Below are 25,135 nucleotides of genomic sequence, written 5' to 3'. Positions count from 1 at the left end.
TGTGTACCGCCGGCGGTGTGTTTTTATCTACTTCACCTGGGTGGTGGCGAAGTTGTTATTGGTCAGTGGGCTGATGTGATAGCCCTCGACGTTCTTGCGCATGGCGGTGAACAGTTTCGGGTGGGCCACGTTGATCCAGGGTTGATCCTCGGCGTAGATCTCCAGAGCCTGGCGGTAAAGGCCGGCACGTTGATCGTTGTCGGTCACGCCGCGGGCCTGGGTGATCAGGTCCTGGAACTTAGGGTTGCACCAACGCGCATAGTTCTCGCCGTTTTTCGCCGCATCGCAGCTGAGCAGCGGGGTCAGGAAATTGTCCGGGTCGCCGTTGTCGCCGGCCCAGCCGGAGGAGACCAGATCGCCTTCGCCCTTCTTGGCACGGCGCAGCATCTCGCCCCATTCCATCACGCGGATATCGACCTTGAGGCCGACCTCGGCAAGGTCGGCCTGAAGCATCTCTGCCGACAGGCGCGGGTTGGGGTTGGTCTGGCCGCCGCCGCTGCGGGTGAACAGGGTGATCACGGTGCCTTCCGCCACGCCGGCTTCCTTGAGCAGGGCGCGGGCCTTGTCGAGGTCGCGGGGCGGGTTGCGATTGTCGTCGTTGTAGCCGATCAGGGTCGGCGGGTACGGGTTGACCGCTACCAGCGCGTTGCCCTTGCCGAACAGTTGCTCGACATGGCGCTGGCGGTCGAAGGCGAGGTTGATCGCCTGGCGCACGCGCACGTCGCTCAGGTACCTGTGCTCGGTGTTCATGGCAATGTAGCCGGTGACGATGGCTTCGATCTCGTCGACCTTGAGGTTGGCGTCGGCCTTGATCGCCGGCACGTCGTCGGGCTTGGGATACAGCGCCACCTGGCATTCGTTGGCGCGCAGTTTCTGCAGGCGCGTGTTGTTGTCGGTGGTGATGGCGAAGATCAGCGGGTCGCTGGGCGGCTTGCCACGGAAGTAGTCGGGGTTGGCCTTGTAGCGAACCTGGGCATCCTTGTTGTAACGCTGAAAGACGAAGGGCCCGGTACCGATCGGCTTGCTGTTGAGCTCGGCGGTCTTGCCGGCCGCGAGCAACTGATCGCCATACTCGGCGGAGTAGATCGAGGTGAAGGCCATGGCCAGGTCACGCAGGAAGGGCGCCTCCGGGCGGTTCAGGGTGATGACCACGGTGTGGTCGTCGGTCTTGGTCACCGACTTGAGCAACTGGCGGAACGCCATGCTCTCGAAATAGGGATAGCCCACGCTGGCCTTGGCGTGCCAGGGGTGCTTGGGGTCGAGCTGCCGATTGAGGCTCCACAGCACGTCGTCGGCATTGAAGTCGCGGCTCGGCGTGAAGTAGTCGGTGGTGTGGAATTTCACTCCCTGGCGCAGGTGGAAGGTGTAGGTCAGGCCGTCGTCACTGACCGCCCAGCGCTCGGCCAGGGCCGGCTGGATGTCCGTGGTGCCGGCCTTGAAGTCGACCAGGCGGTTGAATACCGTCTCGGCCGAGGCATCGGCCGTCACCGCGGTGGTGTACTGAACGATGTCGAAGCCCTCGGGGCTCGCTTCGGTACACACCACCAGCGGCTTGGCTGCGAGGTTGCCGGCGGCGCCGAAAACCAGGGCGGCCAGCGCTGCACGTAGCGGTAGTGTCTTCATCGGATATCCCCCGCGAATCAGGTCAGCATAGACGTACGGCCTGCAAGAGGCAGGCCGCGAGCCGTCGTTCAGAGAATGTCGGGCGCACTGTCGGTAGGCGGCGCGCAGCCAGTGGACAGGTACGAGGGGGCGAAGTGGACGGCTTCACGCCATGCCCCCAGGCCCGCTTCATGTTCATCGGCCGGCTGGCCGCCCCGCGGGGGATCCGCGAAACGGCCGGTGCGCCCATCAGTCGTTGCTGACACCGATGAAGCTGTTACGCCCGAACGGGCTGATCTGGAAGCCCTTCACGCTGGCGCGCATCGGCTGGTAGACGGTGGAGTGGGCGATCGGGGTGATCGGCACTTCGCGCTTGAGCACCACCTGAGCCTGCTTGTACAGCTCGCTGCGCTCGTTCTGGTCGGTCACGCGCTTGGCGGCCACCACCAGCTTGTCGTACTCGGCGTTGCACCACTTGGAGAAGTTGTTGCCGTCCACCGAGGCGCAGCCGTACAGGGTGCCGAGCCAGTTGTCGGGGTCACCATTGTCGCCAGTCCAGCCGATCAGCATGGCGTCGTGTTCGCCGGCGTGGGCACGCTTGATGTACTCGCCCCACTCGTAGCTGACGATGCGTGCCTTGACGCCGACCTTGGCCCAGTCGGCCTGGAGCATCTCGGCCATCAGGCGGGCGTTGGGGTTGTACGGACGCTGCACGGGCATGGCCCACAGGGTGATCTCGGTGCCTTCCTTGACGCCGGCAGCCTTGAGCAGCTCCTTGGCTTTTTCAGGGTTGTAGGCGGCGTCCTTGATCGACTCGTCGTAGGACCACTGGGTCGGCGGCATGCCGTTGACGGCCAGCTGGCCGGCGCCCTGGTAGACGGCGTCGATGATCGCCTGCTTGTTCACCGCCATGTCCAGCGCCTGGCGCACTTCGAGCTTGTCGAACGGTGCACGGGTCACGTTGTAGGCGATGTAGCCCAGGTTGTAGCCCGGGGCGGTCGGCACGTTGAGGTTGTTGTCCGCCTGCAGGCCCTTGAGGTCGGCCGGGCGCGGATTGAGGGTGATCTGGCACTCGCCGGCGCGCAGCTTCTGGGCACGTACCGAGGCGTCGGTGTTGATCGAGAAGATCAGGTTGTCGATCTTCACGTCACCCGGCTTCCAGTACTCCTTGTTGCCCTTGTAGCGAATCGCCGCGTCCTTCTGGTAGCGGCTGAACACGAACGGGCCGGTGCCGATGGGCTGCTGGTTGATCTGCGCGGCCTTGCCGGCCTTGAGCAACTGGTCGGCGTACTCGGCCGAGTGCACGGCGGCAAAGTTCATCGCCAGGTTCTGCACGAAGGCGGCGTCGACTTCCTTGAGGGTGAAGACCACGGTGTGGTCGTCGGTCTTCTCGACCTTGGCGATGTTCTTGTCCAGGCCCATGTCGGTGAAGTACGGGAACTCGCTGGGGTAGGCCTTGCGGAACGGGTGGTTGCGATCGAGCATGCGCTGGAAGGTGAACAGCACGTCGTCGGCGTTGAATTCGCGGCTCGGCTTGAAGTAATCGGTGGTGTGGAACTTGACCCCTTCACGCAGGTGGAAGGTGTAGGTCAGGCCGTCTTCGCTGATGTCCCAGGAAGTCGCCAGGCCCGGCTGGGCCTTGGTGCCGCCGCGCTCGAATTCGGCCAGGCGGTTGAAAATGGTTTCCGAGGCCGCATCGAAGTCGGTGCCGGTGGTGTACTGGCCCGGATCGAAGCCACCCGGGCTGCCTTCGGAGCAATACACCAGATTGCTGGCCTGGGCGAGCGAAACACTGGAGAGCAGACCTGCGGTGAGCAGAGCCTTGCACAGGAGAGACATGCGCATGCGAACCTCTTTTTCTTTTTGTTCGCGCCTGGGTTCAGCGCGAGCTCGGAATGCGGTGAAAGCGGATAGCCCACCGGGTCGGGCTCGAAATTAAGTCATGCTGAAATTTCGGTCAACAAAAATTAAGCAGCACTAACATTGCGCATATTTGCCCTGAATTGGGGCGCAAATCACTCGGTAGTGGGTTGATCGCCAAACAACGCCATGGTGGTCATGGTCAGCACTTCGGCGGGCTCATCGGCAGCGTTGACCAGCCGGTGCAGCTTGCCGGCATCGAAATGCACCGAGTCGCCGGGGCCCAGCGGATAGTCGCGGCCCTCGATGGTGTAGACGATGTGCCCGGCCAGCACGTAGGAGAACTCCACGCCCTCATGGGCGATCAGTTCCGATTCGTAGCCCACCGGAATGTTCATCTTCACGGCATTGATCGAATTGCCGGGAAACGAGCTGGACAGCCGCTCGTAGGCCAGCAGCTGGCCCCCGACGGTGTAGCGCACCCGCTGGTCGACGTGGGAGTCGGGCTGGGCCTGGGCGGGTTGATCGAACAGCGCGTTGAGCGGCACGTCGAGGGATTTGGCGATGCTCGCCAGGGACGAGATCGACACACCGGTGAGGTTGCGCTCGGCCTGGGACAGGAAGCTGGCCGTCAGGCCGGCGTCGGCGGCCACCTGGTTGAGGGTCTTGCCGGCGGCCCGCCGGTAGCGGCGCAGGCGTTCGCCAATGCGATCTGCGGTCATGGGAAAGGTTCGCTGTTCGAATAGGCGCAGTATACCGATGGAGGGTAGGGACTTCAGCCGGAAGATTGTGGCCTTTTTTAAGTGTCACTGAAAAAAGTTTTGACGGTAATTTAAGTTGCACTTAAATTTTGCCGCAGTAGGGCACCTCTAAAAACGTTGGCGAGGCAGTCAGCGCAAGGCAAAAACAGGCGAAAAAGCGACCGGGGTCGCGCTCGACTTTACGTGTTGTAAATGAGCATTTTGATTGGACTCGCATCCGAGCCTGTTTTTAACGCCGCGCTGACAACGCAGATAGTTTTTAGAGGTGCCCAGTAGTGACCCGGCAGCGATATCCGTTGCCGTCGCCAGACGAGGATGTGCAGATGACACTGGGAGTGGGCGGTAGCACGCCGGAGCAGGCCTTGGCGCGCCTGCAGGACATGACCGCCGGCGCGCAGCCGATCGGCGAGGCGGAGTATCAGGCGCGTATCGAACGGGCCCAGGCACTGATGCGCGAACAGGGCATCACGGCACTGTTCGTCGCCGCGGGCAGCAACCTGCAGTACTTCACCGGGGTCAAGTGGAACCCCAGCGAGCGCATGGTCGGCGCCATCCTGCCGGCCAGTGGCGCCGTGGAATACCTGGCGCCGGCCTTCGAGGAGGGCACGGTGCGCGACTTCCAGGTGGTACCTGGCGCCATCAATACCTGGGAAGAGCACGAGAGCCCTTATGCGCTGCTGCTGCGCTGCCTGCGCCGCCTCGGTGTGACGCCCAATGATGGTGCGCCGCCTCAGGTAGGTCTTTGTTCTTCCTTGCCTTTTTTCATGTTCGAGGGCCTTCGCAAGCTGACCGGCGGTTACCGTTTCGTCGATGCCGGGGTGATCACCACCACCTGCCGGCAGCGTAAATCGGCGGCCGAAATCGCCCTGATGCAACGCGCCAAGGACATGACCCTGGAAGTGCACAAGGCAGCGGCGAGCATTCTCCATGAAGGCATCACCACTACCGAGGTGGCCGAATTCATCCGCCAGGCGCACCGCAAGGTCGGCGCGCCGGGGTCGATCTTCTGTATCGTGCTGTTCGGCCCGGCCAGCGCCTTCCCCCACGGCGTCAAGCATGCGCAGACCCTGAAGGACGGCGACATGGTGCTGATCGATACCGGCTGCCAGGTGCACAGCTACCTGTCGGACATCACCCGCAGCTACGTCTTTGGCACGCCGAGCGAGCGCCAGCGCGAGTACTGGAACAAGGAGAAGGCTGCCCAGCAGGCCGCCTTCGATGCTGCCGTGCTTGGCGCGCCCTGCGCCAGTGTCGATGCCGCCGCACGGCGCAGCCTGGAAGCCGCGGGCCTGGGGCCTGCCTACCGATTGCCGGGCCTGCCGCACCGCACCGGCCATGGCATCGGCCTGGACATCCACGAAGGCCCGTATCTGGTCGGCGGCGACGACACGCCGCTGGCCGAGGGCATGTGCTTCAGCAACGAGCCGATGATCTGCGTGCCGGGCGAGTTCGGCATCCGCCTGGAAGATCACTTCTACATGACCGCCGAAGGCCCGCGCTGGTTTACCCAGCCCAGCCATTCGGTGGACGACCCGTTCGGGTTGAATGCCTGAGCCGCCCCTGGAGTCGATCTTTTAGGCAACATAAAGAGACTGCTACAAGGAGAAGCGGCCGCTCCCAGCGTAGGGTGGACAACGCTCTTTTTGTCCACCATTGCGATCGCAGAGCGGTGGACGGGTAAAGCGTCGTCCACCCTACGAAAGGCCACTTGCGCCACTTTGCAGGCAACGCGCTGAAGTCGATCCGCACGATCGTGAACAGGCTCTTGGAAACGAAAACGCCCGGCCAATTGGCCGGGCGTTTTCATTCAGGGGTTAAGTTACTCGATGCTCACACCATAGAAGGAGTTGATGCCGAACGGGCTGATCTTGAAGTCCTTCACCCGGGTGCTCATCGGCTGGTACACCGTGGAGTGGGCGATCGGCGTGTTCTGCACGTCGGCCTTGAGCAACTGCTGGGCCTGCTTGTAGAGCACGGTGCGCTCTTCGCGGTCGTTGATCGCCTTGGCCTTCTTCAGCAGCGCGTCGAACTCCTTGTTGCACAGGCGGCTGTAGTTGTTGCCGCCAATGGCGTCGCAACCGTACAGCACGCTCAGCCAGTTGTCGGGGTCACCGTTGTCGCCGGTCCAGCCGATCAGCAGGGCATCGTGCTCGCCGGCCTTGGCGCGCTTGTTGTACTCGCCCCATTCGTAGCTGACGATGCGCGCCTTGATGCCGATCTTCGCCCAGTCGGCCTGCAGCATCTCGGCCATCAGCTTGGCGTTAGGGTTGTAGGGACGCTGCACCGGCATGGCCCACAGGGTGATCTCGGTACCTTCCTTCACGCCGGCGGCCTTGAGCAGTTCCTTGGCCTTTTCCGGGTTGTAGGGGGTGTCCTTGATGGTGTCGTCATAGGACCACTGGGTCGGCGGCATGCCGTTCACGGCCACCTGGCCGGCGCCCTGGTACACGGCGTTGATGATCGCCTGCTTGTTGACCGCCATGTCCATGGCCTGGCGCACTTCGAGCTGGTCGAACGGTTTGTGCTCGGTGTTGTAGGCCAGGTAACCGACGTTGAAGCCGGCCTGCTCGGGCATCTGCAGCTTGGGATCCTTCTTCAGGGTTTCCAGGTCCGCCGGGCGCGGGAACACGCTGACGTGGCATTCGCCGGCGCGCAGTTTCTGCATGCGTACCGAGGGGTCGGTGTTGATGGCGAAGATCAGGTTGTCGATCTTCACGTCATCCGGGTTCCAGTATTCCTTGTTGCCCTTGTAGCGGATCTGCGCGTCCTTCTGGTAACGGCTGAACACGAACGGGCCGGTGCCGATGGGCTTCTGGTTGATGTCCGAGGCCTTGCCGGCCTTGAGCAGCTGGGCGGCGTATTCGGCGGAGTGGATCGAGGCGAAGCTCATGGCCATGTTCTGGATGAAGGCGGCGTCGACCGTGTTGAGGGTGAAGCGCACGGTGTGCTCGTCGACCTTGTCGATCTTGGCGATGTTCTTGTCCATGCCCATGTCGGTGAAGTACGGGAACTCGGTGGGGTACGCCTTGCGGAACGGGTCGTCCTTGTTGAGCATGCGGTTGAAGGTGAACAGCACGTCGTCGGCGTTGAATTCGCGGCTCGGCTTGAAGTAATCGGTGGTGTGGAACTTGACCCCTTCGCGCAGGTGGAAGGTGTAGGTCAGGCCGTCGTCGCTGATGTCCCATTTCTTGGCCAGGCCGGGGATCACCGAGGTGCCGCCACGCTCGAATTGCGAGAGGCGGTTGAAGACCGTTTCGGCGCCCGCATCGAAGTCGGTACCGGTGGTGTAGAGCCCGGGGTCGAAGCCCGCTGGGCTGCCTTCGGAGCAGTACACCAGATTGCCGGCGGCCTGTGCGAAGGGGGCGCTGGCAATCAGGCCGGCGACGACAAAAGCCTGGATAAAGGCGTTCTTGTGCATGGTTACCTCATGTCTATTGTGATTTTTCCTGAGGGGTCTGCTGCGGCAAAGCGGGGCGTGTCGGATGGTGACGAGCCTGCCTTGAGCCTAGACCTTGTTTGAGGCTATGCACGGCCTGTGCCGAAAACCTTGGAGCAGTCCGTAAAAACAAAAAGAGGCTGCGACAAGGGTCGCAGCCTCCTCTTTTGTGGTGTCGGCAGGCTGCTTACAGCTGCACCTCGATCACCCCATCGGCATTCATCGTCACCTGGCTGGTGCCAGCCTCGACTTCTGGCGTTGCGCTGTCGGAGAACGCCGAGGCCTTCATGGCTTCCATGCGCATCGGCGGGCGCACGAAGCCGCCGCTGTTGAGGTTCAGGCTGACCAGCTTGTAGCTCTTGCCGCCCAGGGCTTCGGTGGTCAGCTGGGCGCGTTCCTTGAAGGCGGCTACGGCGTCCTTGATCAGCGCGTCTTCTTCCTTCTTGCGCGTGGCGTCGGCGATGCTGAAGCTCATGCCGCCCATCTTCAGGGTTTTCAGCATCTCGCCGGTGAGCTTGGACAGCGCAGCGAAGTCGGCGCTTTCCAGGCGGATTTCGGCGCGCTCGCGCCAGGCGTTGATTTCCTCGCCTTTCTCGCTGTACACCGGGTAGCTGTTGCGGCTGCCCTGGGAAACGGTCACGCCCTTCACGCCGCGGGCCTGGGTCAGGCCGGCATTCAGGGTACGGGTGATCTCGGCGGCCAGCGCCGCGGGGTCCTTCTGCTGGGCTTCGGTGTACAGGGTGACCTGCATCAGGTCGTGGGCCACCTCGTGGCTGACCTGGGTGCTCAGGGAGATCTGGTTGTAGCGCGGCTCATCGGCGTGTGCGGCGATGCTGAGCAGGCCGGCGGTGCTGAAAGCCAGTGCGGTGGCGAGGCGGGACAGTGGCAGCATGGCGATTCCTTATCGATAGCGGGCACGGATGGAGACCGTGTTCATGGGATTGGACGAGGCGATCTGGGTATTCGGGTTAAGCGAATCGAAAAAAATTCACCCCACCTCTGACCACGGGGATAGGCAAGTGACTGCGCTGATCCGGCACCTGACGGGCGATCGTCGTACGACTGCGGCGCGTTGCCGCATCAGGCCGGCGGCAGCCTTGGTTATACTCGCCGGGCTCGCCAACGAGCATAGGGCAACTCTAAAAACTACCTGCGTTGCCATCACCGCGTTAAAAACAGGCTCGGATGCGAGTCCAGGCTGGGCGCCCCCATCAAAATGCTCATTTACCACTCGTAAACTCGGCCTCTTCGCCTGTTTTTGCCTTGTGCTGACTGCCTCGCCAACGTTTTTATAGCCGCCCATAGAGGAGTATCGATGCTCGCCCCCGTACAACTGCTTTCGGCCAGCCGCCAGAACCTCTGGCGGCTGACCCTTATCCGCTTCCTGGTGCTGGCTGCGCAGGCCGGTTCGGTTGGCCTGGCCTACAAATCCGAGCTGCTGCCGCTGCCCTGGTTGCAACTGAGCATCACCCTGGGCGCCTCCCTGGTGCTGTGCCTGCTGACCGCCCTGCGCCTGCGCGGGCCCTGGCCGGTGACCGAGGCCGAGTACGGCATCCACCTGGGCTTCGACCTGATCATCCACAGCGTGCTGTTGTATTACTCGGGCGGCTCGACCAACCCCTTCGTGTCCTATTACCTGGTGCCGTTGACCATCGCCGCGGCGACCTTGCCGTGGCTGTTCACCATGATTCTCGGCGGCATGGCGCTGGCGTCCTACACCCTGTTGCTGGTCTGGTCGCACCCGCTGCAACTGCCGGTGGGGCCGCGCGAGAGCCTGCTGGTCTACGGCATGTGGCTGAGCTTCGCCCTGGCGGCGGGGCTGATCACCTTCTTCGTTGCCAAGATGGCCGAGGAGCTGCGCCAGCAGGAAAAGCTGCGCGCCGAACGTCGCGAGGAGGGCATGCGCGACCAGCAGCTGCTGGCCGTGGCCACCCAGGCCGCCGGTGCCGCCCACGAGCTGGGCACGCCGCTGGCGACCATGAGCGTGCTGATCAAGGAGCTGCGCCGCGAACACCAGAATCCGTTGTTGCAGGAAGACCTGGCGCTGCTGCAGGAGCAGGTCAAGCTGTGCAAGGAAACCCTCCAGCACCTGGTGCGCGCCGCCGAAGCCGATCGTCGCCAGGCCGTGGTGGAGATGCCGGCGGTCAGCTGGCTGGAAACCACCCTCAATCGCTGGCACCTGATGCGCCCCGAAGCCAGCTATCGTTACGAATGCCTCGGCGTGGGCAAGTCGCCGCAACTGATGCCGCCGGCGGACCTCACCCAGGCGCTGCTCAACCTGCTCAACAATGCGGCCGATGCCTGCCCGGACAACCTGGAAATCAACCTGGACTGGGATCACCAATGGGTGCGCCTGTGCATCCGCGACTACGGCGCGGGTGTACCCTTGGCCATCGCCGAGCAACTGGGCCGGCCGTTCTTCACCACCAAGGGCAAAGGCAAGGGCTTCGGCCTCGGCCTGTTTCTCAGCCAGGCCAGCGTGACCCGCGCCGGCGGCACGGTGAAGCTGTATAACCATGAAGAAGGCGGCACGCTCACCGAGCTCAAGTTGCCGCGCGCCTACGTCCGGGTGTGAGCCCGACGCGGGCTTGTCGATGCAGCGCACTGCCGAGCCGGCAGGCCGCGAGCATGTATTGAGGAGTGAATCATGAGTGACGAAACGCTGCTGGAAAGCGAAGAACAGCCCCACCTGTTGCTGGTCGACGACGACCCCACCTTCACCCGCGTGATGGCCCGCGCCATGAGCAGCCGTGGGCTGCGCGTGTCCACCGCGGCCAGCGCCGAGGAAGGCCTGGCGTTGGCCACCCAGGACCTGCCGGACTACGCCGTGCTCGATTTGAAAATGGAAGGCGACTCCGGCCTGGTGCTGCTGCCCAAGCTGCTGGAGCTGGATGCCGAGATGCGCGTGGTGATCCTCACCGGCTATTCGAGCATCGCCACGGCGGTGGAAGCCATCAAGCGTGGCGCCTGCAATTACCTGTGCAAGCCGGCCGACGCCGACGACGTGCTCGCCGCGCTGCTGACCCAGCACGCCGACCTCGACACCCTGGTGCCGGAAAATCCCATGTCGGTGGACCGCCTGCAATGGGAGCACATCCAGCGCGTGCTGGCCGAGCACGAGGGCAATATCTCGGCGACCGCCCGCGCCCTGGGCATGCACCGCCGTACCTTGCAGCGCAAGCTGCAGAAGCGCCCGGTTCGTCGCTAACGGGAGCCGCCGCCCGTTCCGGGAGGGCAAAGCCTTGCTATCATTAGCAGGCTATCGACGTGCCTGAGCACCAGGCACGTCGGCGCGTCCTAAGGCACTTCCACCTCCCGGGGCTCTCATGCTCGCTGTACTCCAGCAGACGCTCGCGATCACCGCGCCCGTCTTCGCCATGCTGTTTCTCGGCGTGCTGCTCAAGCGGCTGCGCTGGATCGACGACCCCTTCATCGATACCGCCTCGTCCCTGGTGTTTCGCGGCACCATGCCGACGCTGCTGTTCATCAGCATCGTCCAGGCGGACCTGAGCGCCGCACTGCAGCCGGCGCTGATCGGCTACTTCGTGTTCGCCACCCTGGTGAGCTTCGCCCTGGCCTGGGGCTGGGCGATCTGGCGCTGCCCCAAGGTCGACCGCGGCATCTACACCCAGGGTGCCTTTCGCGGCAACAATGGCATCGTCGGCCTGGCGCTGGCCACCAGCATGTATGGCGACTACGGCCTGTCGGTAGGCGCGGTGCTCGGCGGCGTGGTGATCCTCTGCTACAACGTGCTGTCGGCCATCGTGCTGGCCATCTACGCGCCAGACATGAAGGCCGACCCCTGGACGCTGTGCAAGAGCATCTTCACCAACCCGCTGATCATCGGCGTGCTGTCGGCCATCCCCTTCGCCTACTGGCAGATCCCGCTGCCGCACTGGACCATGGTGTCGGCCGAATACTTTGCGCAGATGACCCTGCCGCTGGCGCTGATCTGCATCGGCGGCACCCTGTCGCTGGCCTCGTTGCGCGAGAGCAGCGGCGTGGCCATCAGCTCCAGCCTGATGAAGATGGTCTGGCTGCCGCTGCTCTCCACCCTCGGCGCCTGGGCCGTCGGCTTTCGCGGCGCGGACCTGGCGATCCTGTTCCTGTACTTCGTCAGCCCCACGGCCGCCTCCAGCTTCGTCATGGCCAAGGCGGTCAACGGCAATTACCGGCTTGCCGCGGCGATCATCGTCATCACCACCCTGGCGGCGGTGGTCAGCACCAATGTGGGGCTGTTGCTGTTGCAGTGGGCCGGCTGGGTGTAGCGGCCAATTGCCAGTTCGTTGCAAGGGTTTACGGTGCGATCCGCTGCAGCAAAAGTGTCACAGGTGCTCCTTAAGGTGGCTGCAATCCCTTTTCAGCCGCCGAGGACACGACCATGCCACGCGCCCCTTTCTGCCGACTGCTCCCCACCCTGTTGCTGCCCCTGCTGGGTAGCGCCCAGGCAGCGGATCTCGCCTCGCGCTACACCGACGGCAACGACGACATGGTCGCCGATGCGCCGGCCAAGCCCGGCGAGTGGCTGGACCCGGCCACGCTGATCTTCGCCTACACCCCGGTCGAAGACCCGGCCGTCTATGCCAAGGTGTGGGACGAGTTCCTGCAGCACATGGAGACGGTGACCGGCAAGAAGGTCAGGTTCTTCCCGGTGCAGTCCAACGCCGCCCAGCTCGAAGCCATGCGCGCCGGCCGCTTGCACATCGCCGGTTTCAATACGGGCTCCGTGCCGCTGGCGGTCAACTGCGCCGGCTTCGTGCCCTTCACCATGATGGCCGACGAGAACGGCGGTTTCGGCTACCAGATGGAGATCATCACCCATGCCGTCAGCGGTATCAATGATGTGCCCGGCCTGAAGGGGCGCACGCTCGCCTTCACCTCGCCCACCTCCAACTCCGGGTTCAAGGCGCCTTCGGCACTGCTCAAGTCCGAGTTCAACCTGGAAGCCGACAAGGACTTCAAGACCGCGTTTTCCGGCAAGCACGACAACTCGATCATGGGCGTGGTGAACCGCGACTACGACGCCGCCGCCATCGCCAACTCGGTGCTCTCGCAGATGGAAGCGCGCGGCGTGGTCAAGGCCGACCAGTACAAGGTGCTGTACACCTCGCAAACCTTCCCCACCACCGGTTATGGCTATGTCTACAACCTCAAACCGGAGCTGGCCGACAAGGTGCGCAAGGGCTTCGAGACCTTCGACTGGGAAGGCACCGCGCTGCAGGCCGAATTCAAGAACTCCGGCCAGGCGCAGTTCATCCCCATCACCTACCAGGAGCACTGGGAAGTGGTGCGCAAGATCGACCAGGCCATGGACGTGAGCTACGCGTGCGACAAGTGATCCCCGCGGCCGAAGGAGCACAGCCATGAACCTGCTCGAGATAAGAGGGCTGGGCAAGCGCTACGCCACCGGCGACCAGGCCCTGGCCGACATTCGCCTGGCGCTGCCGAAAAGCCAGGTGATGGCGCTGATCGGCCCGTCCGGCGCCGGCAAGAGCACGCTGATTCGCTGCATCAACCGCCTGGTGGAACCCAGCGAGGGCGAGGTGCTGCTCGGTGGCCTGGCCCTGACCGGGCTGCGTGGCGGCGCCTTGCGCAAGGCGCGGCGGCGCATGGGCATGATCTTCCAGGACCACGCCCTGGTCGACCGCCTGACGGTGATGGAGAACGTGTTGTCCGGGCGGCTGGGCTACGTCGGCTTCTGGCGCAGCGTATGGCGCCGTTACCCGCGGGCCGATGTGCAGGAAGCGTTTCGCCTGCTCGAGCGCGTCGGCCTGGCCCATGCCATCGACAAGCGCGCCGATGCGCTGTCCGGTGGTCAGCGCCAGCGGGTCGGCATCGCCCGCGCGCTGCTGCAGAATCCCGAGCTGATGCTGATCGACGAGCCCACGGCGAGCCTCGACCCGAAAACCTCCCGGCAGATCATGCGGCTGATTCGCGAGCTGTGCGAAGAGCGCGGCCTGACCGCGATCATCAATATCCACGATGTCGAGCTGGCGCGGCGCTTCTCCGACCGCATCGTCGGCCTGCACGCCGGCCGGGTGGTCTTCGATGGCCCGCCCGATGCGCTGGATGCCGCGACCCTGACGCGTATCTACGGCGAGGAAGACTGGGACGCCCAGGCCGCCGAAGCGGCGCAGGATGACGACCCCGATGCGCCGCCCGCAGCGCACGCGCCGCGCTCCGGCTGGCCACGGGTGGCCACCTGATGGCCGGGCAGGTGAACCTGGCCGAGCGCCTGGCCAGAGCACAGGCCGGCGACTGGCGACCGCCCGCGCTGTTGTCGGGAAGGGGGCAGCGCTGCCTGGTGGTCGGCGGCCTGCTGCTCTATCTGCTGCTGGCCGGTTCGAGCATCAACCTGGACTGGAATCGCATCGCCGAAGGCTGGTCGCGCGGCCTGGCCTTCGCCGGCGGTTTCCTGCAGCCGGATTTCACCAGCCGTGGTGGCGATATCCTCGAAGGCCTGCTGGAAAGCCTGAGCATGACCCTGGTCGCCACCGTGCTGGGCATCGCCCTGTCGATTCCCGTGGGTCTGGGCGCCGCGCGCAATTTGTCGCCGCTACCGATCTACCTGCTCTGCCGCTGGATCATCATGGTGTCGCGGACCTTCCAGGAGGTGATCATCGCCATCCTGTTCGTGGTGATGTTCGGCTTCGGCCCCCTGGCCGGCGTCGCCACGCTGACCTTCGCGACCATCGGCTTCATCGCCAAGTTGCTGGCCGAGGCGATCGAGGACATCGATGCGCGACCGCTGGAGGCCATTCGCGCCACCGGCGGCAGCTGGTTGCAGGTACTCAACCATGCGGTACAGCCGCAGATCCTGCCGCGGCTGATCGGGCTGTCGCTGTACCGCCTGGATATCAACTTCCGCGAGTCGGCGGTCATCGGCATCGTCGGCGCGGGCGGCATTGGCGCGACGCTCGGCACGGCCATGGATCGCTACGAATACAGCACGGCCGCCGCCGTGCTGCTGATCATCATTGCCATCGTGCTGGCCGCCGAGTATCTCTCCGGCTACGTACGTCGCTGGCTTCAGTAGGGCGTTATCCCCATGCCGATCATCCATGCCGAGACGGCCGAGCCGCAATGGCGCCGCCGCACCACCGCCCAGCAGTGGGCGCACTGGCTTGCCTGGTTCGCCGGCGCCTTGCTGTTCGTCTGGTGCGCACGGTTCATCTCCGAGAACACCCTGTGGGAGTTCGTGGCCGACGCCGGAAGCCAGGGTGCCTCGCTGCTGGCACGCATGGTGCCGCCCCAGTGGGACTACACGCCCGAGTTGCTCAGGCCGCTGTGGGATACGCTCAACATCGCCACCCTGGGCACTGCCCTCGGGGTGATGCTGGCGTTCCCCCTGGCGTTTCTGGCGGCACGCAACACCACGCCATCGCCGCTGATCAGAAGCGCCGCGCTGCTGATCATCGTCTCGTCGCGTTCGATCAACTCGTTGATCTGGGCGATGCTGCTGGTGGCGATGCTTGGCCCAGGTGTCCTGGCCGGCATCATCGCCATTGCGCTGCGCTCGGTCGGCTTCGTCGGCAAGCTGCTCTACGAGGCGATCGAGGAGATCAGCCCTTCGCCGGTCGAGGCCATCGGTGCCACCGGGGCAGGGCGCCTGCAGGTGCTGCAGTTCGGCGTGGTGCCGCAGATCATGCCGGCGTTCGTCGGCACCTCGTTGTATCGCTGGGATATCAACATCCGCGAGGCCACCGTGCTGGGGCTGGTCGGCGCCGGTGGCATCGGCCTGCAGCTCGATGCGGCGATCAACAACCTCGCCTGGGATCGGGTCAGCGTGATCTTTGTGCTGATCTTCGCCACCGTGATCTTTTCCGAATGGGCCTCGGCCACGCTGCGCCAGCGGCTTTCCTGATCCGAGTACTGCTGGCCCCAGGCCTGGCCCGCACGCGGTCTGGTGTGATTCTGCACCTCTTCATTGTGATCCAGTGCCGATTCGCAAGTGCCACGATTGTCAGCCTCAAGGCAAGTCGCTAGCATTCCCGCCCAGCATGTAACTTGATGTGACGGCGGCGCCCGCAAAGGCTGCTGGCGCCACAGCCAAGACCAAACCCTTTCCAGAGCCAACAGTGTGAAGTGCGGGCGCCAGGATCCCTGAGCCAGCACAAGGAGTGCAGTGCGGTGGTTCGCTTTCTTTCGCAGCGCCGAGCGATTCGGTTCGCTCCCGCCAGCCGCTGGCTGGCGCGCTGCGTGCTGCTGCTTTGCGCTGCCCTGACGATGCCATCGAGCTGGGCCGGTCCTCGCGGCGGCGAACCGTCCGTTTCCCTGCAGGCACCCAGCGGCGGCTGGCGCTATTACGGCCTCAACGACGGCGATAGCGATGCCCGTGTGGCCTACCCGACGCCGCCCATCGACCGCGGCGCCCAGCGCGGGCGCAGCCTGATCGAAGGCACCCTGCAGAACATCGGCGGGGTGCGTGCGCCCCATCGGCTGGTGGTCAATGGCAACCCGCTGCCGCTGTACACCGACGAGCAGGGCAGCTTCGCCCGGCCCTACGCCGTTGGCGCCGGCTCCAACAGCGTGGAGCTGGTGGCCGGCGAGGGCTCATCGCTCAAGCGCGTGCAGTTCTTCGAAGCCAACAACCTGCGCACGCCGGCGCGTATCCGCATGGTGCTCGGCTGGGACGACCCCAAGGCCGAACTCGACCTGCACGTGGTCACCCCGGATGGCCAGCACGCGTTCTGGAGCCACCCGGTACTCACCAATGGCGGCGGCCTGGATGTCGACAGCGTCGACGGCCCCGGCCCGGAAATGTTCACCATGACCGCGCCGCTGCAGGGCATTTACCTGGTCTACGTGAACTACTGGGGCAATCTGGGCAGCGAGGGCTACAACTTCGAGGCCGGCAGCAACGGGAACGAGATCATCACTGCGCAGATCAACCTGATCTTCAACGAGAACACCGTCAACGAGAAGCGCGAGACCTTCGTGGTGCCGCTGCGCGCCATCGGTGAGCTGCTGTTCGTCAAATCCTTCAATTACTGATATCCCGAGGCTCGGATGAACCGGAATACCACTGCCCACCTGCGCCACGTCGCCCTGCTGCTGACGGCCGGCCTGCTGGCCGCCTGCGGTCAGGACTCACGCGAACTCGGTGAGCGCAGCGCCCTGGGCCTGGACCTCAAGCACCCCGACGCGCTGATCGAAAGCGCCTCGCTCAGCCGCCTGCCCAAGGACCTCTTGGCCGTGCCGTTGCTGCGCGACACCCTCACCGAAGACTTCGTGTTCTATTACGAACACAATGCCGACCGCTTGGGGCTGGTCGGCAGCCTGCGGCGGATCATCTACGAGCGTGACCTGAAACTGCGCGACAACCTGCTCGACGAGTTGCTCGACCAGCCCGCCGACGTGGCGCTGTGGAAGGGCGCCGACGGCAAGCTCAAGCACTTCGTGATGGTCATGCAGCGCGGCGGCCTGGCCAAGGTGCTCGAGCCCCTGGCCCACGTGGCGCTGGACGACACCCAGCTCAGCCAGGCCGGCGAGCTGCGCGTCGATGGCAGCAGCGTGCCGCTGTACCGCCTCAATTACCTGGGTGATCGCGCCCTGCTGTTGGCCAGCCATGGCGACAAACTGCTGGTGCTGTCCTCGCCCGGCATGCTGTTCGGCGAGGACGACAAGCTCGGCCGCGACGCCACCGAATCCGTCGAGGCACTGCTCGATGGCGATAACCCCTTCGCCAAGCGCTTCGGCCTCAAGGCCCGCGAAACCGAGCAGCAGCGTATTTCCCTGAGCGGCGAATACGTCGCCCTCGGTTACCAGCGCTTCTTCCCGGCCTTTGCCGGCGTGCGTTTCGAGAAAGGCGAGGGCGGCTGGAGCAGCTTCCTGGCGCTCAACGAAGTCGACGATCAACCGGCCATGGACTTCACGCCGATCTGGCAAGCCATGCCCATGGGCGCCAGCGCCTGCGTCGCCGTGCCCGTTGCGCCGGGCAGTGCCGAGAAACTGCTGGCCAAGGTCGGCGCCAGCGAGCAAGCCAGCGAAGACCTGCGCAAGCGCCTGGGCAACGTTGCCGGCCTGTGCTGGTACGCCGACTCGCGGCTGCATTCGCCGCTGCTGGTCGCCCACCTCGACGAAGCCGCCACGCCGGAGCTGGATCAGGCCATCGGCGGGCTGTTCGACGGCATGATCGGCGCCTTCGAGCCCAAAGTGGAAAATGGTCGTTTCCCGGTAGAAAGCCAGAGCATCGCCGATGGCCATATCTGGCACCGCCAGGTGGGCTCCAACTTCGGCCAGTACCCGGCCGAGGACAGCAACACCCCGGACGCCGTGGCGTCCCGCGCATTCTTCAACGTCAGCCTGGCGCGCCAGGGCCAGACCCTGCTGTTTTCGCTGGATGACACACTGGTGATCAAGGCCCTGGACACCCTCAACAGGCGCTACCCGCCGCTGGCCGAAGTGCTGCCCGCCGACGGCCTGGTGCCCGGTTACCTGGCGCCCGAAGGCCTGTCGCGTCTGCTCGAACAGGAAACCCTGGACAGCCTGCCGGCCAACTACGAGCCGGTATTCCGCAACGCCGCCGACACCCATCTGCTGCCCAAGCTGCGGGCTCTGGGCGGTTACGGCCAGTTCGCGCTGACGCTGCCGAAAGACACCGAAGCCGATGATGACTGGAAGTGGGTGCCCCTGGAATGGCGCGCGCTTTGATCACTGCCATGCCGGCCTGGCGCGTGCTGCTGACTGCGGCGCTGCTCGCGTTGAGCCTGTGCGCCCACGCCGAGCCGGCGCCCGGCCTCGATCCCGAGCAGTCGCAGGTCTTTCGCGCCTGGTTCGTGCGTATCGCCCAGGAGCAGTTGCGCCAGGGGCCGAGCCCGCGCTGGTATCAGCAGGATTGCGTGGGCCTGGTGCGCTTCGCCGCCAACGAGGCGCTCAAGGTGCACGACGCCAAGTGGCTGCGCGCCAATGGCCTGTCCAACCGCTACCTGCCGCCGGAGCTGCAGCTCAGCGACGCCCAGCGCCAACTGGCGCAGAGCTGGGAGCAGGGCGGCGGCAAGCGCGGGCCCTACGTCAACGCGATCAAGATGATCCAGTTCAACAGCCAGTTGGTCGGCCGCGACCTGAACCAGGCGCGCCCCGGCGACCTGATGTTCTTCGACCAGGGCGATGACCAGCACCTGATGATCTGGATGGGCCGCGACATCGTTTACCACACCGGCACCACCACTCCCACGGATAACGGCATGCGTGCCGTCAGCCTGCAACAACTCATGACATGGAAGGACACCCGATGGATACCCGACGACGCCAACCCCAACTTTATCGGCATCTATCGGCTCAATTTCCTCGCGCGATGAACCGTCTGCTCGCCGTCGCGCTGCTGGCGCTCGTGCCCCTGGCCGTGCAGGCCGAAGACGAAGTGCCGGCCAGTGGCTACACGCCGCTGGCCGGCGAGTCGTTCTTCCTGCTCGCCGACTCGAGCTTCGCCGCCGATGAAGTGGCCACCGTGCGCCTCGAGGCGCCGGGCCGCGACTACCGCCGCTATCGTATGGAAGGCTACGGCGGCGTGGACATGCGCCTGTACCGCATCGACCAGCCGCTGGAGTTCCTCAAGCGCCAGAAGAACCTGCACCGGGTGGTCGCCGAGGGCCAGTTCAAGGGCGAGGGGCTGTCCAACACCCTGGCGTACCTGTGGGACAACTGGTACCGCAAATCCCGCCGGGTGATGCAGCGCGCCTTCTCCTACGAGTCGCGCAAGCAGGTCACCGAGGAGGCGCCGGAGCTGAAGATGGGCAGCGCCATCGCCGCGCCCACCGAGTACACCCCGCAGGTGCAGTTCGCGCCGATGAAGGGCCTGCCGCTGGTCGCCGAGTTCCGCTACCCGCTGTGGGAAGCCAAGCCCATCGAGCCGCCGGCCGGCGTCGACCTGTCCGGCTCGTCGAGCAACTTCGTCAGCGTCGCCTCGGGTAACGTCTACGTGCCGCTGGGCAAGCTCAAGCCTGGCCTGTACCTGGCCGAGGCAATCATCGGCAAGTACCGCGCGACCACCGTGGTGTTCGTCTCCAATACCGTGGCGGTCAGCAAGATCGCCGGTGGCGAGCTGCTGGTATGGACCGCCGACAAGCACCAGGGCACGCCGGTGGCCGACGCCAAGCTGTTGTGGAGCGATGGCCTGGGCGTGATGACCAGCGGCAACACCGACGCCCAGGGCCTGCTGCGCCTGGGTCACGCCAGCCCGGAGCGCTCCTACGTGATCGGCGAGGACGCCGAGGGCGGCGTGTTCGTCTCCGAGAACTTCTATTACGACAGCGAAATCTACGACACCAAGCTGTACGCCTTTACCGACCGCCCCCTGTACCGCCCCGGCGACTGGGTGGAGGTGAAGATCGTCGGCCGTGAGTTCAAGAACGCCCGCGAATCCGTAGCGGCCGGCACCGCGCCGATCAGCCTCAGCGTGCTGGACGCCAACGGCACCGTATTGCAGACCCAGAAGCTCGACTTCGACAGCGCCCGTGGCGGCCAGGGTCGCTTCCAGCTGCCGGACAATGCCGTGGCCGGTGGCTACGAGCTGCGCTTCGCCTACCGCGACGGGCTCTACAGCAGCGCCTTCCGCGTCGCCGAGTACATCAAGCCGCATTTCGAAGTGTCGCTGGACCTGGACAAGCCGGACTTCCGTACCGGCGAGCCGGTCAAGGGTGCCCTGGTGCTGCTCTACCCGGACGGCAAGCCGGTGGCCAACGCCAAGGTGCAGCTGAGCCTGCGTGCCCAGCAGCTGTCGATGGTCGACAACGAACTGCAGTACCTCGGCCAGTTCCCGGTCGAGCTGGCCAGCAGCGAAGTCAGCACCGACAGCCAGGGCCGCGCGGCGCTGGACCTGCCGGCGGCCGACAAGCCGAGCCGCTACCTGCTCAGCGTGTTCGCCAGCGATGGCGCCGCCTACCGGGTCAAGACCAGCAAGGAAATCCTCATCGAGCGCGGCGCCGCCCGCTACCGCCTGAGCGCGCCACAGCGCTTCAGCGCGGCCGGCCAGGCGGTGAACTTCACCTATCAGAGCGAAGGCACCAGTGAGCGCAAACCGGCCCGTTACGAGTGGGTGCGCCTGGAAGACCAGAGCACCGGCAACGGCGAGCTGGCCGCGGATGCCAAAGGCTTCGAGCTGAATTTCGAACGCCCCGGCACCTACAGCATCACCCTCAAGGACAGCAGCGGTTTGATTCTCGGTGCCACCGGCCATTCGGTCAGCGGCGAAGGCGTCAAATCGGTAGCCGGCACCATCGAGATCGTCCTCGACAAGGCCGAGTACCAGGCCGGCGACGAAGCCCTGGCGCTGATCACCTTTCCCGAGCCGGTCAGCGATGCACTGCTGACCCTGGAGCGTGACAAGGTCGAAGCCACCGCACTGCTTTCCAAGGGCGGCGACTGGCTCAAGCTCGAGCGCCTGTCCGACACCCAGTACCGTGCGCGCATTCCGGTCGGCAAGACCTTCTCGCCGAACATCACCTTCTCGGCGCTGTACACCCGCGGCGGTGACTACAGCTTCCAGAACGCCGGCATCAAGGTCGCCACGCCGCAGATCGACATCGCCATCAAGGCTGACAAGGACGTGGTGCAGCCGGGTGACCTGGTCACCGTCGAGCTGAGCACCCTGTTCGACGGCAAGCCGGTGCCGACGCGCCTGACGGTCAGCGTGGTGGACGAGATGATCTACGCCCTGCAGCCGGAAATCGCCCCGGGCATCGACCAGTTCTTCTACCACCCGCGCCGCAACAACGTGCGCACCAGTGCCAGCCTGTCGTTCATCAGCTACGACCTGGCCCTGCCGGGCATGCCCAGTGCACCGGGCCGTGCCAACCGCAGCGAGCGCGGCGTCAAGGTGCTGGAGCGGCCGCGCCGCGAGGAAGTCGACACCGCCTCCTGGCAGCCGGACCTGGTCACCGATGCCAATGGCAAGGCGAGCTTCAGCTTCCGCATGCCGGATTCGCTGACCCGCTGGCGCATCACCGCCCGGGCGGTGAGCGCCGAGGGCGAAGTCGGCCAGAAGCGCCAGTTCGTGCGTTCGGAAAAACCGCTGTACCTGAAGTGGAGCGGCCCGAGCCGCTTCCGTGTCGGCGACAAGCCGGCGCTGGGCCTGTTCGCCTTCAATCAGGGCGAGGAGGGCGCCAAGGCCGAATTGCTGATCCGTCATGGCGAGCAAGAGCAGCGCCGCGAGGTGACGCTGGCCAAGGGCATCAACTACCTGCCGGTCGAGGACGCGGTGATCGCCGCTGGCGATTTCAGCGCCGAGCTGCGCCAGGCCGACAAGGTCGCCGACGCCCTGGCCGTCAAGCTGAGCACCGTGGCGCCCGGCTGGCAGCAGGTGCGCAGCGAGCAGCTGTCGGTATTCCCGGGCAGCACGCCGCTGCAACTGCCGGCCGATGCCAGCCAGGTGCAACTGCGCGTGGCCGACAGCGGCGCCGGGCTGTTCAACGCTGCGCTGGACGACCTGCTCGACTACCCCTACGGCTGCGTCGAGCAGACCGCCAGCCGCCTGCTGCCGCTGAGCCTGGCCTACCCGGCGCTGGCCGCCGGCGAGCCGCGGATCAAGGATCGCCTGCGCCTGATCATGCAGAACAGCCGCCTGCGCCTGGTGCAGATGGCCGGGCCGGAGGCGACCTTCACCTGGTGGGGCGGCGATGCCGATGGCGACGCCTTCCTGACCACCTATGCCTATTACGCCGACTGGCACGCCAGCCGCGCCCTGGCCATTCAGCTGCCGCCGGAGCACTGGCAGCGCGTGCTGGAGCTGTATGCCAAGCGCGCCCCGGAAACGCCGCTGCTGCAGCGTGCGCTGATCCTGGCGTTCGCCCGTGACATGGGCCTGCCGGTGAAAACCCTGCTCGAAGGCCTGGTGTATGACCTGGCCGCCGCAGGCGAAGGCGAGGAAGTGGTACTCGGCGAGGGCGACAGCCTGGTGATGGCCGCACCGGATTCGGCCCTGGGCCTGGCGATTGCCCGCGAGCTGGGCGTGCGCCTGGCGCAGCACAACAACGTGCCGGTGGCCGAGGCCCTGCAAGGGCAGCTCGAAGGCGCCCGTCGCCGCCTGGCCGAAAGCCAGTCGCCCTTCGTGGCCGCCGTCGCCCTGTACCTCGATGGCCCGGATCGCCAGCGCGCCCAGCGCCTGCTTGGCGAACTGGCGCCGGCCCAGGCCGGCCTTGAACGCGCCCTGGCGTTGACCTGGCTGCAGCCGTCGCTGGACTTGCGCAGTGCCCAGCCAACGCTGGCACTGGAAGGCGACTGGCAGGCGGTGGAAGGCACCAGCGGCGAGAACTACTGGCAGTGGAACGGCGCGCAACCGCCCAAGGCACTGCTGGTCGCTGGCGATCTGGATCAGCCGAACGACGTGCGTCTGGACTACCAGAGCGCCCAGGCCGCGCCGAGCAATGTGCCGGTTACCCTCAAGCGCCGCCTGTTGCGCCTGGTCCCGGGCGACAAGGCCTTCGAATTCCGCGCCGAGGAAGTCGGCAAGGACGAGATCTCCAGTGCCGACCTGTACCTGGACGAAGTGACCCTGAGCAGCGAAGGCGAGCAGGTCCTGCGCTACGGCATGCTGGAAGTGCCGCTGCCGCCGGGCGCTGATGTGGAGCGCACCACCTGGGGCATCCAGGTCAGTGGCCTGGGTGGCGACGAAGCCGCGGCGCTGGAAAAGGCCCGCAACGAACCGGGCGAGCTCGGCTATGCGGTGCCGGTGGACGCCCTGCAGGGTGAGCTGGTGCTGCGTCACCTGGTGCGCTTCTCGCAGAAGGGCCAGTTCGTGTTGCCGCCGGCTCGCTATGTACGCCTCTATGCGCCGGGCCAGCAGGCTTTGGAAACGGAGCCAGCCCTGCAGAAGGTAAACGTTGAGTAAGTACGGCCTGCTCGTTTCGCTAGTCCTGCTGGCCGCCCTCGGCGGTTCGGCAGTTGCTGGCGAGGCGCCGCTGTCGCTGGCCTGGCAAACGGCTGGCGGCAGCGAACTGTTGCGCCTCGACGGGCAACGGCTGATCAGCCGCGAACCGCTGCCCGATACTCTTCAGGCGCCGTTGGGCAGCCTGTGGAAGCTGTTCGTCTACGCCTATCTGGTCGACACCAAACAGCCGGACAACGGCTATCAGTGCCGCGGGCAGGACAAGGAAGAGGTTTACTGCTGCAACCCCGGCGAGCGCATCGACCGGGAGCAGGCGCTGGTCAAATCCTGCGGCCTGTATTTCGAGCAGCAGAACCTGCAGCTGGACCAAGGCGACTGGTCGCGTTACTGGCAGGCCCGCAAAGCGCCGAGCTGGATCGGCGAGCGCCAGCACCTGGCGCCGGCCACCCGCGTCTCGGTTCAACAGTTGCTCACGCAACTCGGGCAATTGCCGGCCCAGGCCGATGCCCGCAAGGTGCTGCTGGACGTGGTGCTGGCCGGCGACGGCTCGACCGTCAGCGCCCTGGGCAGCCGCCTGCGGGTGAAGACCTGGAGCTGGCTGGCCGATAGCGATGCCCAGGCGCGCCAGGGTGGTTTCGCCGGCTGGCTGGCCAATGGCACGCCCGTCTGGGCTGGCGGCTCGGGCACCAGCAGCATGGTGCTCAAGCACCATGCCGAGGCGCTCGGCCAGGTGCTGCCAGCGGCTTGGCCAAGCGAGGCCGGCAGTTGCGTCGAGGTGCGCCTGTTCGCCCGCTACCCGCTGCGTCAGCTCCGGCGCGAGGGCAGTGACGCGGCCGTGGAGGCGGGCGTGCTCAACGGGCGCTTTGAGGTCGAGTTCGTCAATGGCAACCGTCTGCCCATCGAAAGCCAAGGCGAGCTGTTTCTCGAACGTACGAGCGAGGGCCAGCAGCTCACTGCCCATCTGCAGCGCGAAGACTACGTGGCCCGGGTGCTGGACCGCGAAGCCTCGGCGCAGCCCGCCGAGGCCGCCAAAGCACTGGCCATCGCTGCGCGCACCTACCTGTTGCAGAGCGCCGGTCGCCGTGGCGAATGCCTGCGCATCGACGACAGCAGCGCCAGCCAGCGCGTGGCGCCGCGCCCGGCCAGCCAGGGCGCCAGGGATATCGCCGCGTGGACGGCCGACCTGGTGCTGGCCGGCTCGCCGGTGACCTATCACAGCACCCAGCCGGGGCCTGATCGTCTGGCCTGGAGCCAGGCGGTCGAGCAGGCGAACAGCGGCCTGCGTTACGACGCCATCCTTGCTCGCGCCTTCCCGCGTGCCACCCTGAGCCGCTGGGACAAGCCCGTGGCCGCCTGCCAGCCGCTGGTCGCTGCCGAGCAGTGGCTGCGCAAGCAGCGCCGCGACTGGCGCCCGCGTCTGGACATGGAGCCGGGGTATGAAGAAATTCAGCAGTTCACCGTTTGCCAACTGGCTTCCGGGCGGCCCTATGTGGATCGTGAGCGGCAGCGCATTTTCGTGCGCGGCTTCTTCTCCCTGCAGGACCGCCTCGACCTGACCCACGAATACCTGCACCTGGCGTTCGTCGCCCACCCCAATGGACAGGACGAGGCCTACGTCGAAGGCCTCGCCCGCACCCTGTTACTGGAATGACA

General features: G+C 65.5%; 18 protein-coding genes. 13 read left to right on the top strand and 5 right to left on the bottom strand.

The genetic code is table 11. From position 1 onward, the window contains the following. Positions 1 to 27 precede the first annotated feature (27 nt). The 3 genes from K8U54_RS06000 to K8U54_RS05990 form a co-directional block, all read right to left on the bottom strand. Positions 28 to 1,623, bottom strand: a complete 1,596-nt coding sequence (locus K8U54_RS06000) for an ABC transporter substrate-binding protein (protein ID WP_249909292.1) — start codon at positions 1,621 to 1,623, stop codon at positions 28 to 30. A 228-nt stretch (positions 1,624 to 1,851) separates the two neighbouring features. After that, the gene (locus K8U54_RS05995) at positions 1,852 to 3,447 is read right to left on the bottom strand and encodes an ABC transporter substrate-binding protein (RefSeq protein ID WP_249909291.1); all 1,596 of its coding nucleotides are present in this window, start codon (positions 3,445 to 3,447) and stop codon (positions 1,852 to 1,854) included. A gap of 170 nt (positions 3,448 to 3,617) precedes the next feature. Further along, a complete protein-coding gene (locus K8U54_RS05990; RefSeq protein WP_249909290.1) occupies positions 3,618 to 4,184 on the bottom strand; it encodes a cupin domain-containing protein in 567 nt (188 codons plus the stop codon). Positions 4,185 to 4,546: 362 nt separating this feature from the next. Here K8U54_RS05990 and K8U54_RS05985 point away from each other — a divergent pair, with 362 nt between their 5' ends. Then, the gene (locus K8U54_RS05985; RefSeq protein WP_249909289.1) at positions 4,547 to 5,776 is read left to right on the top strand and encodes a M24 family metallopeptidase; all 1,230 of its coding nucleotides are present in this window, start codon (positions 4,547 to 4,549) and stop codon (positions 5,774 to 5,776) included. 266 nt (positions 5,777 to 6,042) lie between these two features. Here the strand turns inward: K8U54_RS05985 and K8U54_RS05980 are convergent, their stop codons facing one another. Together K8U54_RS05980 and K8U54_RS05975 are read right to left on the bottom strand one after the other, a co-directional pair. After that, the gene (locus tag K8U54_RS05980; RefSeq protein ID WP_249909288.1) at positions 6,043 to 7,641 is read right to left on the bottom strand and encodes an ABC transporter substrate-binding protein; all 1,599 of its coding nucleotides are present in this window, start codon (positions 7,639 to 7,641) and stop codon (positions 6,043 to 6,045) included. A 205-nt stretch (positions 7,642 to 7,846) separates the two neighbouring features. Beyond that, positions 7,847 to 8,551: an SIMPL domain-containing protein gene (locus K8U54_RS05975; RefSeq protein ID WP_249909287.1), complete on the bottom strand. Its 705-nt coding sequence runs from the start codon at positions 8,549 to 8,551 to the stop codon at positions 7,847 to 7,849. 423 nt (positions 8,552 to 8,974) lie between these two features. On the opposite strand from K8U54_RS05975, the gene K8U54_RS05970 reads away from it, so the two are divergent. From K8U54_RS05970 to K8U54_RS05915, 12 genes are all read left to right on the top strand, one after another. After that, positions 8,975 to 10,234 (top strand): ATP-binding protein, encoded by a 1,260-nt coding sequence (locus K8U54_RS05970; protein WP_249909286.1) that lies wholly within the window; start codon positions 8,975 to 8,977, stop codon positions 10,232 to 10,234. A gap of 72 nt (positions 10,235 to 10,306) precedes the next feature. Further along, positions 10,307 to 10,867, top strand: coding sequence for a response regulator transcription factor (locus K8U54_RS05965; RefSeq protein WP_070884366.1), 561 nt, complete (start codon positions 10,307 to 10,309; stop codon positions 10,865 to 10,867). Between the two features lie 118 nt (positions 10,868 to 10,985). Then, positions 10,986 to 11,927, top strand: coding sequence for an AEC family transporter (locus tag K8U54_RS05960; protein WP_075933009.1), 942 nt, complete (start codon positions 10,986 to 10,988; stop codon positions 11,925 to 11,927). Positions 11,928 to 12,040: 113 nt separating this feature from the next. Further along, a complete protein-coding gene (gene phnD / locus K8U54_RS05955) occupies positions 12,041 to 12,997 on the top strand; it encodes a phosphate/phosphite/phosphonate ABC transporter substrate-binding protein (RefSeq protein ID WP_249909285.1) in 957 nt (318 codons plus the stop codon). Positions 12,998 to 13,022: 25 nt separating this feature from the next. After that, positions 13,023 to 13,865: a phosphonate ABC transporter ATP-binding protein gene (gene phnC, locus K8U54_RS05950; RefSeq protein ID WP_249909284.1), complete on the top strand. Its 843-nt coding sequence runs from the start codon at positions 13,023 to 13,025 to the stop codon at positions 13,863 to 13,865. Next, positions 13,865 to 14,695: a phosphonate ABC transporter, permease protein PhnE gene (gene phnE / locus K8U54_RS05945; RefSeq protein WP_249909283.1), complete on the top strand. Its 831-nt coding sequence runs from the start codon at positions 13,865 to 13,867 to the stop codon at positions 14,693 to 14,695. Before phnC ends, phnE (K8U54_RS05945) begins: the two co-directional genes overlap by 1 nt. A gap of 12 nt (positions 14,696 to 14,707) precedes the next feature. Further along, positions 14,708 to 15,523 carry a phosphonate ABC transporter, permease protein PhnE gene (phnE, locus tag K8U54_RS05940; protein WP_249909282.1) on the top strand — a complete coding sequence of 272 codons (816 nt, stop codon included), beginning with the start codon at positions 14,708 to 14,710 and terminating at the stop codon, positions 15,521 to 15,523. Between the two features lie 362 nt (positions 15,524 to 15,885). Then, positions 15,886 to 16,653, top strand: a complete 768-nt coding sequence (locus K8U54_RS05935; RefSeq protein WP_249910405.1) for a YfaP family protein — start codon at positions 15,886 to 15,888, stop codon at positions 16,651 to 16,653. A 15-nt stretch (positions 16,654 to 16,668) separates the two neighbouring features. Then, positions 16,669 to 18,312, top strand: coding sequence for a DUF2138 domain-containing protein (locus tag K8U54_RS05930; protein WP_249909281.1), 1,644 nt, complete (start codon positions 16,669 to 16,671; stop codon positions 18,310 to 18,312). Positions 18,313 to 18,320: 8 nt separating this feature from the next. Then, a complete protein-coding gene (locus K8U54_RS05925) occupies positions 18,321 to 18,959 on the top strand; it encodes a DUF1175 domain-containing protein (RefSeq protein WP_434060016.1) in 639 nt (212 codons plus the stop codon). Further along, entirely contained in the window at positions 18,956 to 23,485 is a 4,530-nt protein-coding gene (locus K8U54_RS05920; RefSeq protein ID WP_249909279.1) for an alpha-2-macroglobulin family protein, read from the top strand. The genes K8U54_RS05925 and K8U54_RS05920 overlap by 4 nt, the downstream gene beginning before the upstream one ends. Beyond that, the gene (locus K8U54_RS05915) at positions 23,478 to 25,133 is read left to right on the top strand and encodes a DUF2300 domain-containing protein (protein ID WP_249909278.1); all 1,656 of its coding nucleotides are present in this window, start codon (positions 23,478 to 23,480) and stop codon (positions 25,131 to 25,133) included. Before K8U54_RS05920 ends, K8U54_RS05915 begins: the two co-directional genes overlap by 8 nt. Positions 25,134 to 25,135: the final 2 nt, after the last annotated feature.

It is taken from the genome of Pseudomonas fulva (assembly GCF_023517795.1).
Lineage (GTDB): Bacteria > Pseudomonadota > Gammaproteobacteria > Pseudomonadales > Pseudomonadaceae > Aquipseudomonas > Aquipseudomonas fulva_D.
Note: the sequence above shows the minus strand (reverse complement) of the source record. Positions and strands in the feature narration are given on the sequence as shown.